The organism is Spirosoma pulveris (assembly GCF_054781875.1).
Genome location: NZ_BAAGTO010000001.1, coordinates 924233 through 941526 on the forward strand (window position 1 = coordinate 924233; position 17294 = coordinate 941526).

Below are 17294 nucleotides of genomic sequence, written 5' to 3' on the forward strand. Positions count from 1 at the left end.
GCTATCTTAGCCAACGTTAATTCAACAAACGGCTTCCTATGCGAAACACCCTACTTGTTCTTTACGCTGTCCTATTAATCAGTCCATTACTAGCCCAAAAACCAAAACTGGCCAAACCGGTTTCTACCTCCAGTATCGAAGGGGCAGAAAATATCGACCCCTACTTCAAGCCCGTTAAATGGCGGAACATCGGTCCCTTTCGCGGGGGGCGCTCCGTGGCCGGGTCGGGCGTGACCAGCGATCCGCAGCTCTATTACATGGGTACCGTTGGCGGTGGGATCTGGAAAACAGAAGATGCCGGTATGACCTGGAAAAACGTTTCCGATGGGCAACTCAAAACCTCATCGGTTGGGGCCATTGGCATCTGCGAATCCGACCCGGCCGTGGTGTATGTGGGCATGGGCGAGCATGCACCCCGTGGTGTGATGACCTCTTACGGCGATGGTGTATATAAGTCGACCGATGCCGGGAAAACCTGGCAGCACCTTGGCCTCGACCTCACCCGCCACATTGCCGCCGTTCGGGTACACCCACAAAATCCGGATGTGGCGTTTGTAGCCGCTCAGGGTGCCTTACACGGTTCGTCCGCTGATCGGGGCATCTATAAAACCATCGATGGTGGTAAGTCGTGGAAAAAAGTGCTGTTCGTGGATGAAAACACCGGCTGCAATGACCTGAGCATGGACATGACCAACCCGCGCATTCTCTACGCATCCATGTGGGATTACCGCCGGTTACCCTGGCAGGTGCAAAGTGGTGGCAAAGGCAGCGGTCTATATAAATCGACGGACGGGGGCGAAACCTGGACGAAGTTGGAAAAAGGGCTGCCGAAAGAATTGGGCAAAATGGGTATCTCGGTGTCAAAAGCAAACCCGAACCGGGTGTACGCGGTGATCGAGTCGGATTCCAAGGCCGATAAAGGGGGCGTTTTCCTCTCCGAAGATGCCGGCAAAAGCTGGAACCGGGTGAGCAAAGACCACCGCACCATCCAGCGGGCCTGGTATTACATTGAAATCTTCGCCGACCCAATCGACGAAAATACGGTGTACATCCTGAACACATCCGTTCTGAAGTCCATTGATGGCGGCAAGACTTTCTCCACCATTCCCGGTTCGCACGGCGACCACCACCACCTTTGGATTAACCCGAAGAACAACAAAAACCTGTTTTTGAGTAATGACGGGGGTGCAGCCGTTTCGTTTAACGGAGGTAAATCATGGTCGTCGGAGAATAACCAGCCAACGGCACAATTCTACCGCGTGAACGCCGATAACCGTTTTCCGTATTATGTATATGGTGGTCAACAGGATAACACCTCCGTCATGATTGCCAGCCGAAGCACAAACGGCAGCGGCATCACGGATAAAGACTGGGAAGCGTCGGCGGGTGGCGAAAGCGCATTCCTGGCCTTCAACCCCGACGACCCGCGCCATGTCATGGGCGGCAGTTATCAGGGTACGATCGAAGTGCTCGATCAGCAAACGCATGAGGGCAAACCCATCATGGTATCGCCCATTCAGTACCAGGCCTTGCAGGCTAAAACCATGAAATACCGGTTTAACTGGAACGCGCCCATCATCTGGTCGAAACACGAGCCCAACGCCTTTTACCATGCCGGAAACCGGCTCTTTAAGACGACTGACCTGGGCAAAAGCTGGTCCATCGCATCGCCCGATTTAACCCGCCACGATTCCACCAAACTCGGTTGGGGCGGTGCACCGTACACCAACGAAGGGGCCGGGGGCGAAAACTACGCGACTATCACCTACGTCCTTGAATCGCCTTCCGAAAAAGGCGTTATCTGGACCGGCAGCGACGATGGACTGGTACACATTACCCGCGATGGCGGCACCACCTGGACCAACGTGACGCCCAGCGGTTTACCCGAAACACTCATCAACTCCATCGAAGTATCGCCCCACGATAAAGCGACGGCCTACATTGCCACCACCCGCTACAAGTTCAACGACTTTGCCCCGGCCATCTATAAAACTACCGACTATGGCAAAACCTGGACAAAAATTGTATCGGGTATCCCCTACGGCGCTTTCACCCGAACCGTTCGCGAAGACCCCGAGCGAAAAGGATTGCTGTATGCCGGAACCGAAACAGGTGTTTATGTATCCTACAATGGCGGCACCAACTGGCGGCCCATGCAGCTCAACCTGCCCGTCAGCCCCGTTACCGACCTGAAAGTGCATCAGGGTGATTTGATTGCGGCCACGGCCGGGCGATCTTTCTGGATTCTGGACGACCTCGGCCCTATTCGGCAGTATAACGATAAGGCCAGCAAAGACAGTTTACTGGTCTATAAACCCGAAGATACTTACCGGGTGTCGGGAGCCAGTGCATTGGACAAAGTGATTGAGGAAGACGACGATGAAGACGCGGGCAGCAGCCCCGGCCGGAATGGATTTGCGGGCACTAATCCCTCAACCGGCGTTGTCATCTATTATCAGCTTCCCGCCAAAGTCGATACCAGCGCCACAATGACTATGGAAATCCTGACGGATCAGGGCGCATCCGTTCGGAAATTGAGCAGTAAGAAAGACAAAAAGTTTGTTGCCTTTCCCGGCGGCCCCTCTCCCGAGCCAACCCTGACGGTGAAACCCGGGCTGAATCGGTTTGTTTGGGACATGCGCGCCGAAACACTACCCGCCATCGAGAAGGTATTTATCGAAGGGAACTACAAAGGCCGCAAACTACCTCCCGGCAGCTATCAGGCAAAAATCAAATTTGGCAAGCAGGAGAAAACAGTACCGTTCAAAATCCTGCCCGACCCACGGCTGAATACCACGCCCGCCGATTACGAGCAACAGCAAAAAACACTGATCGGCATTGAAGATGGTGTTAAAGAAATCCACCTCGGCGTGAACCGGATGCGCAAAGCCCAGAAGCAAATCAACGATCTGGTCGACCTGATTGACGACAAACCAAACCTGAAAGCCGTGGCCGATTCGGGTCGGGCGTTGGCAAAGAAGATCAAACTGTGGGAAGAGAAAGTTATCCAGCCTAAGTCGCAGTCGAACGACGACGTAATCAACTTCGAGAATAAACTTAGCGCTGATTACATCTTCCTGAAAGGCGAACTTGATGTGAATACGCCCTATGTAACGGCCGGCCAGAAAGAGCGCTTATCGGAGCTGAACGCCATCTGGCAACCGCTGAAAACGGACATGAACATGCTGATCCAGAATGACATTGCCCGATTCAATAATCAATGCAGGCAGGCCCAGCTTGAGAAAGTTACGGTGCCGGATGTCGCCATCTCAGCGCCAAAGCAATAGATCACGTTTTGCCTGTTCCGTTATTCATGCACAAAAGCTGACAGTCATCTGTCAGCTTTTGTGCGTTTTTAGCCCTGTATACGGACACTCCAATAAGTTTTTCTTATTGATGAATTATAAAATATGATTAGACTTTAACTACATATTTTTAGATTATTGTAAGTCCGTAATTGCAGCGTCACTTCCGATCTTTTGGTCTTTTTATCATGAACAGTCTGGTAAAATTTGGCTATACCCTTATCCTGCTGGCAATTTTCACCTGTCAGGCTTTTGCACAAAAAGTTCAGACACCGCCAGCGCCGGGCCTGTCGTTTGTGGGTCAGTTGAATGTAAAAATTGGACCGGCCTATGTTGTCGGCGAAACACCGCATGGTATTCGTCGCATCATTCCGATACTGGGTGGCACGATCGAAGGTCCCGGTCTGAAAGGTGAAATTCTGCCCGGTGGTTCCGACTGGCAGGTTGTCCGCAAAGATGGTGTTGCCGAATTGGAAGCCCATTATCAGTTCAAAACCGACGATGGGGTTATCATATACATAAAAAATAGTGGTCTACGTGTCGCCACGCCAGACGTAGCGGCCCGTATTGGCCGGGGTGAGCAGGTGAGCCCGAGTGAATATTATTTCCGGGCGATCCCCAAGTTCGAAGCGCCCGCCGGGAAATACGACTGGATGAACAATGCCATTTTTGTCTGTACGGCCTTTCGAAACCCCGAAAACGTAGTGATTCAGGTTTGGAAAGTCCTTTAACTTTAACGCCATAAATTCATTTATTATGCCCGACCCATCGGCATGGCTGAACGTCGAACAACAAGACGAACTATTGATTGTGACAATCAATCGTCCCGAAAAACGGAATGCGATCAATGACGCCTTATTACTTGGTCTTGAAACCGTTTTCTCAGCCATTCCCGAAGGCGTAAAAGCCGCCGTTTTATGCGCCGAAGGCCCCCATTTCAGCGCGGGCCTTGATCTTTCGGAACTACAGGAACGGGATGTTGTAGCTGGTCTGTACCATTCCCGCATGTGGCATCGGGCACTGGATCGTATTCAGTTTGGAACAGTACCCGTGGTGGCTGTCCTGAAAGGAGCCTGTGTGGGAGGAGGCCTTGAAATAGCCTCGGCCTGTCATATCCGGGTGGCAGAGCAAAGTACATTTTACGCCCTGCCCGAAGGACAACGGGGTATTTTTGTAGGAGGGGGCGCTTCGGTCAGATTACCCAAACTGATTGGCGTGGCCCGCATGGCCGATATGATGTTCACGGGTCGGGTTATTTCTGCCGACGAAGGTGTATGGATGGGCCTTTCGCAGTACATGGTACTGGACGGAGACGGTCTATCAAAAGGCATTGAGCTGGCCAGGAAGATAGCCCAAAATGCCCCTATGACCAATTATGCGCTCATGCATGTGCTCCCCCGCATTGCGGACTCCTCACAATCGGAAGGGCTGTTAATGGAGAGTCTGATGGCGACCATCGCCCAGTCATCGGCTGAAGCGAAAGACAGACTTCGCGATTTTCTGGAAGGACGAGCAAAAAAAGTGGGCGAATAACTACGAGTGCCGAGCTCTCATTGTGAGGAGCCACCATTTAACGTTTATTCGACAAACCGATATATTGATTTTCTCATTCTGCTATTCACATGTCGTTCAAGCAAGTTGCCTTCGGTCCAACAAACACCCACAAGATGGTTCATGCCGACGGATCTATCCGACTGCGGCTTGAACAACCATTGGGTGCTTACCCCGAAAAGTTGACGGAGAAGCTGGTATTCTGGGCGCAGACGAAGCCTGACCAGACGTTTCTAGCCCGGCGGGATGCGTCCGGCAACTGGATTGAATACACCTACGGGAAAGCCATGACTGCGGTCAAATCCATCGCCCAATACCTGTTGAATCAGCACTTCGGGCCGGATGATACGCTGATTATCTTATCCGAAAATAGCCTTGAGCATGCCCTTTTGGCATTGGCAGCGGTGCATGTGGGCATCCCCTACTCGCCTATATCACCTCCATATTCGCTGGTATCGAAAGATTTGGGGCGGTTACAGCATTGCCTGGAGTGCATGACGCCTAAAGTTATTTTCGCGCAGGATAGCGATCGGTACAGTCGGGCCCTTTCCCTGGCGAAGTCACTGTTTCCCGATGCCGTGATCATAACCGCAAATGAGGGGGGTGGTTATGTCCATTTCGCTGATTTACTGGCCACCGAACCAACCGAAATGGTCGAACAGGCATTCTCCCGCGTCAATGCCAATTCGGTGGCTAAAGTGCTGTTCACCTCCGGCTCAACGGGTTCACCGAAGGGTGTTATCAATACCCAGCAGATGTGGTGCGCGAACTTGCAGCAGATCACGCAGGTCTTTCCCTTTATGCAAACCGAACCGCCCGTATTGATCGACTGGCTTCCCTGGAATCATACCTTCGGTGGTAATCATAACCTGGGGCTGGCACTCCACAACGGCGGTACGCTGTATATCGACGATGGCAAACCAACTCCGGCAGGCATCGAAATCACGGTGCAGAACTTGCGCGAGATTTCGCCGACGGTCTATTTCAACGTTCCTAAAGGTTTCGAGATGCTCATTCCCTATTTCGAGCGGGAGCCGGAACTTTGTAAAACATTTTTCGCCAGACTGAATATTCTGTTTTATGCCGGTGCCACGCTGGCACAACCCATTTGGAACCGGCTGGAGGAACTGGCGATGGAAACCATTGGTACACGAATTCCAATCATTACCGGCCTGGGTTGTACCGAGTCGGGGCCATCGGCCATGTTCGCTAACTGGGGCGGCAGTTTTTCGGGCCTGCTTGGTGTGCCGGTGGCGGGGATGGATGTAAAACTTGTGCCCGACGGCGATAAGATTGAAGCGCGGTACAAAGCGCCAAACGTTACCCCCGGCTACTGGCGAAATGCGGAAGCAACCCTTAACGCTTTTGATGAAGAAGGTTATTATAAAACGGGTGACGCCGTTCGCTTTCATGACGAAAATGACCCTAATAAGGGCCTGATCTTCGATGGCCGCATTGCCGAAGATTTCAAGCTCTCGACGGGTACCTGGGTCAATGTGGGTATTCTGAAAGCAAAGATCATTTCGGCCGGAGCACCCATTGTGCAGGATGTGGTCATTGCGGGACTCGATCAGGCATATGTCGGTGTTCTGCTATTTTTGAACGTCGATGCCTGCCGACGGTTGGCCAATCTGCCGCCAGCGTTAGCTGATAAAGACGTACTCGGGCATCCTGCAATCAACGACTTTGTCGATGCACTGTTGATTATCCTTAACAAGACCGCTAAAGGTACTTCTGAGCGAATTGAACGGGCCATGATCGCCCTCGACCCACCCTCGATCGACTTAGGTGAAATCACGGATAAAGGCTCGCTTAATCAACGGGCTATCCTTAAACACAGAGCAGAATTAGTAAACCAACTGTATTACCAATCTGATTGTCATACTGACAAATGAGCGAAGAATAAAGCCTGCTGGTAGCTATGAGAATGCGATTTATTCGCCGTTTCATTTAAAGCTTTATTCTTCACTCCTCATTTTTTAACGCTTACTTCTTTAAAATGAAAACCCCTCCTTTTCGTGCCGACCACGTTGGCAGTTTGCTGAGAACCCCCGAAGTAAAAGAAAACCGCCTGAAATGGAAAAAAGGCGAGATTTCGGCCGAAGAACTGCGCGCTATTGAAGACAGCGCCATCGCCGAAACGGTCAAAAAACTGGAAGCTACCGGTATGCGCTCCATTACAGATGGCGAGTTCCGGCGGGATTATTTTCACCTCGACTTCCTGAAAGAACTGTCGGGGGTAACCGTCACGGGTGGTATCGACGCCAACCCCAATGCCAAAGCGGCCTCCGATGGCTTCACGCCCCCGGTATTGAGTGTAACGGGCAAACTTCAGCATGTGAAAGACATTCAGGTGGCCGATTTCAACTTCCTGAAATCCGTCACGACGCAAACACCTAAAGTGTCGATTCCATCGCCAACGATGATTCACTTCCGGGGTGGTCGGAAATCCATCGACATTAATTCGTACCCGGACATGGACGAGTTCTTCCATGATCTGGCGGTGGCGTATCGGGAAGAAATCGATCATTTGTACAAGGCTGGTCTGCGTTATCTGCAACTGGACGACACCAATCTGGCCTACCTTTGCGACCCAAAAATGCGGGCTGCTGCCGTTGGGCGCGGTGAAGACCCGAACGAGTTGCCCCGCACCTACGCAGCCCTGATCAACTCGGTGATCGACAACCGCCCCGACGACCTGACGGTGGGTATTCACCTCTGCCGGGGCAACTATCGCAGCACCTGGTTTGCTGAAGGCGGCTATGAACCGGTAGCCGAGGTGCTTTTCAATGAAATCAACGTCGACGCTTATTTTCTGGAATACGACGACGAGCGTTCCGGCGATTTCGCTCCCCTGCGCTTTGTACCGAAAGACAAAATGGTGGTACTCGGCATCGTCTCCTCCAAAGTTCGTGAACTGGAAACCATCGAAGACCTTAGCAAGCGCATCGACGAAGCTGCCCAATACATGCCCCTCGATAACCTGTGTGTGAGCCCGCAATGTGGCTTTTCGTCAACGCACCACGGCAACGACCTGACGTATGACGATCAATGGAAAAAGATTGAGCTGGTCGTCAATACAGCTGTAAAGGTTTGGGGAACAGCCTAAGTTGTAGTAGTGCCGACCGTACTGTCGATTACCGATAACCGACAGTACGGTCGGTCGGAACTACTACACAATGCACACCACCATACGCCAGACTGTACGTTTCTTTATACCTGGTTAAAACATGAAATACTATTTTAGCTTGCTGCTGGCATTAAGCCTTGCGACCCATGCCTTTGCCCAGAGCCCGGTTGCCAAAATTGATTCGGGGAGCCTGAAAGGTGCCAGGTATATCATCCTCTACCCACCCAACTGGAAAGGCAAGCTGGTGATGTTTGCGCATGGCTATGAATTTATGGGGTCCGAGCCGCACCAGAGTAAAAACCCCGGTTTCGCTAATGCGATGAAGCCGTTTCTGGAACGGGGTTTCGCCGTGGCGGCATCTGATTATCAGTATCAGGGCTTCGTCATGCCGCAGGCCATTGATGATACCGAAGAATTACGGAAGTTTTTTGTAAAGACTGTCGGCAAGCCGGATACGACCTATATGGTTGGCCAGTCGATGGGAGGAGGAGTTGCCTTGGGCACTATTGAAAACTTCGGTGCTGCCTATAATGGAAGTCTGACACTTTGCGCATTTTCCAGCCGCCCTTATCTGCAATGCCGAAAAGAATATGACATGTATGCCACCTTCAATGGCTTGTTCCCGGGGGTTGTTACGTCCTTGTCAACCATATTCGATCTAAAACAACCCTACCAGGCGCAACCCCGGCAGGCTATGGTGTCGAAAGCGATGGCTATCAAAAAAGCGGTTTTGGCTAAAGACTCGGCATTGGCTTATGCCTTTGCCAAACGCTTTGATCTGAAATTTGAGGACCTGCCGTTCTCGTTGTTTTTTAATGAAAACGTTCTCCGCGACATTGCTCAGAGAGCAAAAGGGAATCCGTTCGACAATACGAACACGGTGTACACGGGTTTCCCGAATGATTTGGAGGTTAATCAAAAAGCAGAGCGATTACCCGCCACTGTTGACCCAAACGTGATTTTTGGGAAATACGACCGAACCGGTAATATTGACAAGCCCGTCGTTTTATTGCATACCATCTACGATCAGCTCATTCCACCAGCTTACGGGGTCGTGAATTTCGAGAATATGGTGCATCAACAGGGGAAAGATCAGTATTTTACGGTCAAATACACCAGTGGGCAGGGGCATTGCAACTTTACACCCCAACAAACGGGACAAACGTTCGACGCCCTCCGAAACTGGGTAAAGAAAGGTACCAAACCAACCCCCGGATATATAAATTGAAGAGCCAAAGGGTGAAGGAGTAGTATGCTATCATGAAAGACAACGCTCTTTCGCTCCACACCGGCGGCCCGGTTTCATTCTTTCGCTCTTTCACTCTTTCGCCCTTATGATCGACCTCGATAAAATAATTGCCATTGATATGCACACGCATGCGGAAGCCTCCTGCTGGCATCCGCACGACGATTTTCGGCCGGAGCTGGACGAGGCCTTTACCAGATACTTCAAATCGGACCACCGCCCAACCATCCAGGAAACGGCCGACTACTACCGGGAGCGGAACATGGCCTTTGTGATGTTTACCGTCGATTCGGAGTTCAACGTGGGCAAGCGCCGTATTCCGAATGAAGAAGTGGCCGAAGGTGCGCAGAAGAACGCCGATGTGATGATCGCCTTCGCGAGCATCGACCCGCACAAAGGCCGGATGGGTGCCCGTGAAGCCCGCAATCTGATCGAGAACTTCGGCGTCAAAGGCTTCAAATTTCATCCGACTGTACAGGGATTTTATCCTAACGATCGTATGGCGTATCACCTTTACGAGGTCATTGCCGAGTATAAACTGCCGATGTTGTTCCACTCAGGCCATTCGGGGTTTGGCTCCGGTGTTCGTGGAGGAGGAGGCATGCGGCTCGAATATTCGAACCCCATTCACCTCGACGATGTGGCGATTGATTTTCCCGACAGCCCTATCATCATTGCGCACCCCAGCTGGCCGTGGCAGGATGAAGCCCTGTCGGTAGCTATGCACAAGCCTAATATCTACATCGACCTCAGCGGCTGGTCACCGAAGTATTTTCCGAAGCAACTGGTTCAATATGCCAATACGATGCTTAAAGATCGGGTGTTGTTTGGCACTGACTTCCCGCTCATCACGCCCGACCGCTGGCTGAAGGATTTTGAAGACGCAGGCTTCAAGGAAGAGGTAAAACCGCTCATTCTAAAAGAGAATGCAATCAGGATGCTCGGTTTAAGGAAGTAAAAGAGCGCTGGCTTTTGCTTCGTCTCTTACTATGGCACGAATCTCTAGCCCGCATAGCCGTACGCTTACAGGTCGTTGAAATGCGAGCCTACGGCTTCGCGGGCTAAAGACCCGTGCTACCAGATAAAATCCCCTTAACTTGAATTAACTACATGGAAGTAAGTGCCAAGACCCTGATTGACCAGCGCCCCCTTTCGCAGCTACAATACGCCACTATCATCATCTGCTTCCTGATGAACATGCTCGATGGCATGGACGTCCTGGTAATTTCATACGCAGCTCCGGCCATCGCTAAAAACTGGAGCATAGGACCCGAAGCGATGGGCGCCGTTTTTAGCTCCGGTCTGTTCGGTATGACGTTCGGTGCGCTTTTTCTGGCCCCCTACGCCGACCTCATTGGGCGAAAAACCCTGATCCTTATTAGCGCAGCAATTATGGGCATCAGCATTTATCTAACGTCTTTTTCGACCGGACTCCTCCCGTTGATCGTCTTTCGCTTTATCAGCGGGCTGGGTATCGGGAGCATGCTGGCGAGTACGGCCGCACTGGCAGCTGAATACACGCCCAACAAAACCCGCGATTTCTGGGTAAGCTTCGTCGTTTCGGGCTATCCGGTTGGGGCGGTGCTATCGGGACTGGTAGCAGCTAAGATCATACCCGTTTCGGGCTGGCAAACCATGTTCCAGATTGCCGGGGTAACCACTTTTCTAGCCCTGCCTCTGATTCAATTCTTCCTGGCGGAGTCGCTGGATTTCTACCTCAAATCGCAACCGGATCAGGCACTTGGAAAAGCGAATAGTATTCTGGAGAAAATGGGGCATTCACTCATTGACGCCTTACCGCACAAACCCGCCAAAGGCAGCGGTATTCCTATTAAATCACTGCTCGATAACGAATACAAAATACCGACCATTCAATTGTGGACGGCTTTGTTTCTTTCTTTCGCAACGCTCTATTTCCTGACTAGCTGGATTCCTAAACTGGCAACCAATGCCGGTCTTCCGATTGAGCTGGCTATTTACGCCGGTACGGTCTTCAACGTCGGGGCGTTTTTCGGCATCACAGCTCAGGGCTATCTCTCCAGTCGGTTCGGTCTAAAGCGAACGATTGGCTTATTCCTGATCATGACGGGCGTTGTTATGGCCGCTTTTCAGCTTTTTATGGGATCATCTACGCTACTGTTGGTCTTTGCTGTGCTTGGCTTCGGTATTCAGGGCGGCTTTGTAGGGCTCTATGCCGTAGCGGCTCGCATGTACCCAACTGAATTTAGAACGACGGGCGTCGGCTGGTCGATTGGTATTGGCCGATTGGGGGGCATCATCGGCCCCGCCGTGGGTGGTATATTGATCGGGATGGGCCTGTCGATGGTAACGAATTTCCTGATCTACGCCGTCCCGACGATTTTCGCCGGCATCATGACGATGTATATTTCGTCGAAGAAGATCAGTTGATACGCTTGGTTTAAGTGGAAATGCCGCAAGCTACAAGTCTAGCAAAACGAGGTCCAGGCCGTCGATCTTCGCAAAACCGGAGTCGAATGTCAATAATGGTATCCCCAAAAATAGGGCTGTAGCGGCAATGACGGCACCGGGTAATTTGATGCGATGGCGTCTGCGAATCTGTATAGTTCTCTCTTTAATGGAAGAAATCAATTCGATTAGACGGCAGTTTTCGTCTTCAATAAAGTACCGAATTTTCTGTTCGCTTTCTTCGTCAAGCTGGGAGAAGCTCAACAATTCGATTTCAGTAATGGCTGAGATATAAAGAATTTCTCCGTCAATTGCGTTGGTCACTTTTTCATTACCATTGAAATAATAAATCAATGCATTTGTGTCAACCAGAATTGCTTTACTCCCACTCATCTCTTACTTTTCTCTGATAAGTAAGCCCATCAATTGGGAATTTGATTTTCCCGGCATATTTCGAAGGATCGAAGCCTTTGCGAGCCAATTTTGGTTGGTTGGCAATTGCTTTCAGGGCATCATCAACGGCCGAGGCTGGTGCGTCTTTGGGAATTCGAATAACCATAGGAACTGTGTTTTAACAAATATAACGAACTTAAGACAAATTTGATTCTGAGCTTTTTATGCAACTTGTCCATAACGCCACACAGAACGTTGACTTAACGGCCATCGTTTCCGAGGGCAACTCCTATACGTATCAGCAGTTACTCGATGCATCCGGTGCTTTTGCCTCGCTCCTGCTAAACGGCGCTACCGATCTCAACGAAGCCCGCGTGGCCTTTATGGTGGCACCAGGTTTCGATTACGTAAGCGTACAGTGGGGCATCTGGCGGGCCGGTGGCGTAGCGGTCCCCCTGGCCTTGTCATATCCATTGCCCTCCCTGCGGTATGTCATCGAAGATACGGGCGCGCAAATTATCGTGGCTGATCAGACATTTGGTGCACTCCTCGCTCCGCTGGCCGACGATAAAGGGTGCCGGTTGATTATTCTGGGCGAAGAAGCAGACGTCGTCGCCGGCATCTCACTGCCCGATTTGCCACCCGACCGCCGGGCCATGATCCTGTACACGAGTGGTACCACCAACCTGCCCAAAGGGGTTGTGACGACCCATGCCAATCTCGAAGCGCAGATTTCAACACTGGTAAATGTATGGCAGTGGTCGTCCAGCGATCATACGTTATGTGTGCTGCCGCTGCACCACGTACACGGCATCATTAACGTAGTAAGTTGTGCACTCTGGTCAGGTGCCACCGTTGAATTCCTGCCTAATTTCTCCGCTGAAGCCATTTTTAATACCTTCCAGCGCGGGCAGATCAACGTCTTTATGGCCGTGCCGACGATTTATTTCAAGCTGATCGCTTACTGGGAAAGCCTCCCCGACGAACAGCGGCATCAGATCACCGAAACCCTGGCCAAATTCCGGCTTATGGTGTCGGGGTCGGCGGCTTTGCCGGTGTCGGTAATGGAGAAATGGAAAACGGTGAGTGGCCATACGTTGCTCGAACGCTACGGCATGACCGAAATCGGGATGGGCATCAGTAACCCGTACGACGGTGAGCGTCGGGTGGGGTGCATTGGCAAAGCCCTGCCGGGCGTGAGTGTACGCCTGGTGGATGAGAACAACGTGGAAGTTGTAGACGGCCAGCCGGGGGAGATTCAGATAAAAGGCGCGACCGTCTTTCTGGAATACTGGAACCGCCCCGAAGCCACGCAAAAAGCCTTCACCGACGATGGCTGGTTCCGAACGGGCGATATCGCCGTGGTCGAAGACGGCTACTACCGCATGTTGGGCCGTGATTCCATCGACATCATCAAATCGGGTGGCTACAAGATTTCGGCCCTCGAAATTGAAGAAGTGTTACGGACGCATCCTGCTCTCAGCGATTGCAGTGTTGTTGGAATTCCGAACGAGGAATGGGGCGAACTGGTGGCCGCCGTGCTTATCCTGAACGATAAAACCGTGTCGCCGGAAAGTATCAGCAGCTGGCTGCGCGAACGGATGCCCGCCTATAAAGTCCCCCGTCAGTACCGCGTAACCGACGACCTGCCCCGCAATGCAATGGGCAAAGTCACCAAGAACGACCTGAAGCCTTTGTTTAACAGCTAATGTAAAATGGACAATGAATAACGTATGACGGTCTATCCATTTCACATTGTCCATTATTCATTATCCATTGTCCATTACCCTTTACCAAACTTGTACTTAAATGATCATTTATGGTGTGGCCATTCTGGCCTTCTGTTATGTAACTGGTCAACTGGCCGGTGAGCTACTTGGCTGGCTGATTGGCGTCGATGCCAATGTCGGTGGTGTCGGCTTTGCGATGCTGCTGCTGATTTTTCTGAATGACTGGTTCACCCGAAAGGGCTTTACCGATAAACTCACTGACCGGGGTATTGAGTTCTGGAGCCAGATGTACATCCCGATCGTAGTCGCTATGTCGGCGGTTCAAAACGTAAAAGTGGCCGTTTCCAGCGGCTCCATGGCTCTTTTCGCCGGTATAGTTCCGGTGCTGATCTGCCTGTCTGTTATTCCTCTTCTTGCCAGGTTAGCCAAATCCCAACCCATCGACCAGAATGGACATTATAACCCGGTTTCTTGAGAAAAATGGCCTGGTTGTCGCCTTTCTGGCGGTAGGGGTTATGATGTATGCCTCGGCGATTATCTCCAACCGGCTGACGAATAAAAAAATCCCGGCCTCCGCCATTGCTATCGTCATGGGTCTGGTGCTGGCGTACGTAGGAGGCATCTACTCTGGTGGCGAAAAAGGCATTGCCGACGTAAAAATCTTCTCCGGTTTCGGGCTGATGGGTGGGGCTATGTTCCGCGATTTCGCCATTGTCTCGACCGGCATGGGGGCCAGTTTCGTTGTCATGAAACGGACAGGCTGGATTGGTGCGCTGTCGCTGTTTCTGGGCATTGTACTTTCGTTCATCGGGGGCGTTGTCGTGGCACTTTTCTGGGGGTATACTGACGCCGTTAGCCTAACAACCATTGGAGCCGGTGCCTGTACGTATATTGTTGGACCGGTAACGGGCGCAGCCATTGGGGCCAGTTCCGATGTCATTGCGCTGAGCATAGCCGCTGGTGTGGTAAAAGCCGTTTTCGTGACCATCGGTACGCCTTTTGTTGCCCGTTACATCGGTCTCGACAATCCGCACACGGCTATGGTATACGGCGGACTTATGGGAACCACGAGCGGTGTATCGGCTGGTCTGGCGGCTACCGATCCTAAATTGGTTCCGTATGGTGCCCTCACGGCTACGTTCTATACGGGATTAGGTTGCCTGGCGTGCCCATCGGTGCTGTATCTATTGATGCGGGTGGCTTTCTAAGAATAACGAAAAAGCTTGCCGAAACGGATAGGACATCGGTTACCCTACACATGCGTACTTAAATCAACTATCTGCACCTACCCCATGAAGGCGTTTATCATAGACAATGCACGCAAATCGACCATCGCTAATCTGATCATCAATACGATAGTTCCATTTCTGGTTTTACTTGGCGATCCGTTTGTCAACGTAAAAGGCACAACGCCTAATCTGGTTTCGGTGCTGGTGCCGGATGTGTTTATGTCGGCGCTTATGACAACCCTGATCACTTTTGGCGTAATGACCAGCCAGCGAAAAAGTGGACGACTGGCACCGGCCTTGACTCACTCTACAGACTGGTTTCCTAAGGCCCTGCTGAATGGAATGGCTATTGGATTGCTCTTTGCATTGCCAGCCTTTCTGCTGATAAAAGGTGTGGAGATTGTTGTTGTCAATGAACCACTTCCGAAGGTGTTAGTAATTATAATCTCAGCGCTGGTTGGGGCTTTAACCGGCTTTTTTTCTTCCTTCGTAGCCGTAAAACGAGCTATTAAACTGAAATCAGCGCCCTTATAAGTCCACCTGCATCTTTCCCAATTTTCGAAATTGACCGGGCGAAAGCCCGGTTTGTTTTTTGAAGAGCCTTGAAAAATAGGCGGGGTCTTTGAAACTCAGCACATACGATATTTCGGACATCGAATACGTTGTGTTGAGCAGGTATTTCTTCGCTTCATTGGTCAGGTTGTCATGGACGATTTGCAGGGCCGATTTCTTAACGACCGATTGGCAAATACGGTTGAGATGAACAGAGGTGATGTTCAACGCATCGGCGTACTCCTGTATTGTTTTGAGTTCATGAATCGACTGCCGGATAAGCTTTTGAAACGCGTTGAAATAGTGAAGCGTACGATTCGTTGACAAGGCCCCCACAATGGCCGACTCCTGCCGCATCCGATACAAATGAATGAGCAACAGGTGAAGTAAAGCCTGAAGCTGCGCCTGTTTCTCTAGCTTGTCCTTGTTCAGCTCCCGGATCAACTGATTCTTGATCCACTGCAGGTCGTCAAGTTCTTCAGAACGCCCTTCAAACGGGTATTGGCTCAGTTGATTGATTTCCAGAAAAACCTGCGGCATAAGCGTTGAAAACGTATCCAGCGACTGCTCGGCAATGGTAAAAACCTCCCCAACCATATTCGACTGGAAAGCAAATCCATGCAGCGTATTGGTGGGAATCAGTAGCACGCAGGGGGGCATAAGCGTTATTCTCCGCAGTTCTGAAATAAGCACGCCATCGCCCGAGGTAAAAAAGAAAAGCTGGATCAAATCGGTGTGCAGATGCTCATCGATGTCCCAATCGTAAAGTTGACTACGGACTTCCAGTAATTCATGATGAATAAACCCATCGGTGAATGGATGACGACTATCGCCGTATAAGCCTTCAAAATTGCGAAGATGAGTCGGCATTTATGTTTAAAATAGCTAAATAAGTGCATAAAAATGCTTCTTATGTTCGATTTATACAAGTCATATTTTTAATAATCCAAGATTATTTATAACCATGAACATAGCTTTGCTGAACGAATTCCTTAACCAGCCACACGTTCGGCATGAGCGAACTTATCTACAATCACTTCGACCGGGAGGTGCACCCGGCTTATATAACGCCTGACTATAAATCGACGGTACTGCGGGGGCCAACAAAGCCGCTGGTCGTTATTAAACAGTCACTTTCGGAGCTAACGGGCCCTGTTTTCGGTGAAACTCATGTCGGTCCGCTCGATCATGATCTGACAAAAAACTCCATTCGGAATGGCGAGCCTTTAGGCGAACGGATCATCGTACATGGTAAAGTCATAGACGAGAACGGGCGTCCTATACCACACACCTTGATCGAGATTTGGCAGGCAAATTCGGCGGGTCGATATGTGCATAAAATCGACCAGCATGACGCACCCATCGACCCTAATTTCCTGGGAACGGGCCGTGTGCTGACCGATGCTGACGGAAACTACCGATTCTATACCATAAAGCCGGGGGCCTATCCGTGGGGCAACCACTACAATGCCTGGCGGCCTAATCATATTCACTTTTCGCTGTTCGGGCCGAATATCACAACGCGTTTAGTCACCCAGATGTACTTCCCCGGCGACCCGCTGTTGCAGTACGACTCTATTTTTCTGGGCGTTCCTCCCAAAGGCCGGGAGTTGTTGATTTCCCAGTTCGACCTGAGCGTTACAGAACCCCATTTTGCCCTGGGCTACCGATTTGATTTTGTGTTGAGAGGAAACAACTCAACGCCTTTTGAAACGGTCTAACCATACACTC

The 17294-nt window shown here is 51.1% G+C and carries 16 protein-coding genes; 13 read left to right on the forward strand and 3 right to left on the reverse strand.

Translation table 11 applies throughout. The features are described 5' to 3' along the window. Nucleotides 1-38 precede the first annotated feature (38 nt). The 8 genes from ACYVJM_RS03730 to ACYVJM_RS03765 all read left to right on the forward strand — a co-directional run bounded on the left by ACYVJM_RS03730 (nucleotide 39) and on the right by ACYVJM_RS03765 (nucleotide 11641). A complete protein-coding gene (locus tag ACYVJM_RS03730) occupies nucleotides 39-3287 on the forward strand; it encodes a WD40/YVTN/BNR-like repeat-containing protein (protein ID WP_461146858.1) in 3249 nt (1082 codons plus the stop codon). A gap of 206 nt (nucleotides 3288-3493) precedes the next feature. Beyond that, nucleotides 3494-4036, forward strand: coding sequence for a DUF3237 domain-containing protein (locus tag ACYVJM_RS03735; RefSeq protein WP_461146859.1), 543 nt, complete (start codon nucleotides 3494-3496; stop codon nucleotides 4034-4036). 25 nt (nucleotides 4037-4061) lie between these two features. Further along, nucleotides 4062-4838: a crotonase/enoyl-CoA hydratase family protein gene (locus ACYVJM_RS03740; RefSeq protein WP_461146860.1), complete on the forward strand. Its 777-nt coding sequence runs from the start codon at nucleotides 4062-4064 to the stop codon at nucleotides 4836-4838. Between the two features lie 89 nt (nucleotides 4839-4927). After that, on the forward strand, nucleotides 4928-6751 hold the full coding sequence (locus ACYVJM_RS03745) for a feruloyl-CoA synthase (RefSeq protein WP_461146861.1): 1824 nt from the start codon (nucleotides 4928-4930) through the stop codon (nucleotides 6749-6751). 104 nt (nucleotides 6752-6855) lie between these two features. Further along, the gene (locus tag ACYVJM_RS03750) at nucleotides 6856-7965 is read left to right on the forward strand and encodes a 5-methyltetrahydropteroyltriglutamate--homocysteine S-methyltransferase (protein WP_461146862.1); all 1110 of its coding nucleotides are present in this window, start codon (nucleotides 6856-6858) and stop codon (nucleotides 7963-7965) included. Nucleotides 7966-8086: 121 nt separating this feature from the next. Further along, nucleotides 8087-9214: an alpha/beta fold hydrolase gene (locus tag ACYVJM_RS03755; RefSeq protein WP_461146863.1), complete on the forward strand. Its 1128-nt coding sequence runs from the start codon at nucleotides 8087-8089 to the stop codon at nucleotides 9212-9214. A 106-nt stretch (nucleotides 9215-9320) separates the two neighbouring features. Continuing rightward, a complete protein-coding gene (locus ACYVJM_RS03760) occupies nucleotides 9321-10190 on the forward strand; it encodes an amidohydrolase family protein (protein WP_461146864.1) in 870 nt (289 codons plus the stop codon). Between the two features lie 152 nt (nucleotides 10191-10342). After that, a complete protein-coding gene (locus ACYVJM_RS03765) occupies nucleotides 10343-11641 on the forward strand; it encodes an MFS transporter (RefSeq protein WP_461146865.1) in 1299 nt (432 codons plus the stop codon). 30 nt (nucleotides 11642-11671) lie between these two features. Here ACYVJM_RS03765 and ACYVJM_RS03770 read toward each other — a convergent pair whose 3' ends face one another. Continuing rightward, nucleotides 11672-12052 carry a type II toxin-antitoxin system VapC family toxin gene (locus tag ACYVJM_RS03770; protein WP_461146866.1) on the reverse strand — a complete coding sequence of 127 codons (381 nt, stop codon included), beginning with the start codon at nucleotides 12050-12052 and terminating at the stop codon, nucleotides 11672-11674. Then, entirely contained in the window at nucleotides 12039-12218 is a 180-nt protein-coding gene (locus tag ACYVJM_RS03775) for a hypothetical protein (RefSeq protein WP_461146867.1), read from the reverse strand. Before ACYVJM_RS03775 ends, ACYVJM_RS03770 begins: the two co-directional genes overlap by 14 nt. Nucleotides 12219-12276: 58 nt before the next feature. Between ACYVJM_RS03775 and ACYVJM_RS03780 the strand changes: the two genes are divergently transcribed. From ACYVJM_RS03780 to ACYVJM_RS03795, 4 genes are all read left to right on the forward strand, one after another. Beyond that, the gene (locus ACYVJM_RS03780) at nucleotides 12277-13761 is read left to right on the forward strand and encodes an acyl-CoA synthetase (RefSeq protein ID WP_461146868.1); all 1485 of its coding nucleotides are present in this window, start codon (nucleotides 12277-12279) and stop codon (nucleotides 13759-13761) included. Nucleotides 13762-13861: 100 nt separating this feature from the next. Then, entirely contained in the window at nucleotides 13862-14257 is a 396-nt protein-coding gene (gene madL, locus ACYVJM_RS03785) for a malonate transporter subunit MadL (protein WP_461146869.1), read from the forward strand. Beyond that, nucleotides 14232-14990 carry a malonate transporter subunit MadM gene (gene madM / locus ACYVJM_RS03790; protein ID WP_461146870.1) on the forward strand — a complete coding sequence of 253 codons (759 nt, stop codon included), beginning with the start codon at nucleotides 14232-14234 and terminating at the stop codon, nucleotides 14988-14990. The genes madL and madM overlap by 26 nt, the downstream gene beginning before the upstream one ends. A gap of 84 nt (nucleotides 14991-15074) precedes the next feature. Continuing rightward, on the forward strand, nucleotides 15075-15545 hold the full coding sequence (locus ACYVJM_RS03795) for a hypothetical protein (protein WP_461146871.1): 471 nt from the start codon (nucleotides 15075-15077) through the stop codon (nucleotides 15543-15545). Here the strand turns inward: ACYVJM_RS03795 and ACYVJM_RS03800 are convergent. Continuing rightward, nucleotides 15540-16433 (reverse strand): helix-turn-helix domain-containing protein, encoded by an 894-nt coding sequence (locus ACYVJM_RS03800; RefSeq protein WP_461146872.1) that lies wholly within the window; start codon nucleotides 16431-16433, stop codon nucleotides 15540-15542. The genes ACYVJM_RS03795 and ACYVJM_RS03800 overlap by 6 nt on opposite strands. A gap of 143 nt (nucleotides 16434-16576) precedes the next feature. Between ACYVJM_RS03800 and pcaH the strand changes: the two genes are divergently transcribed. Beyond that, nucleotides 16577-17284 carry a protocatechuate 3,4-dioxygenase subunit beta gene (gene pcaH, locus ACYVJM_RS03805; protein WP_461146873.1) on the forward strand — a complete coding sequence of 236 codons (708 nt, stop codon included), beginning with the start codon at nucleotides 16577-16579 and terminating at the stop codon, nucleotides 17282-17284. The last annotated feature ends 10 nt before the right edge of the window (nucleotides 17285-17294 follow it).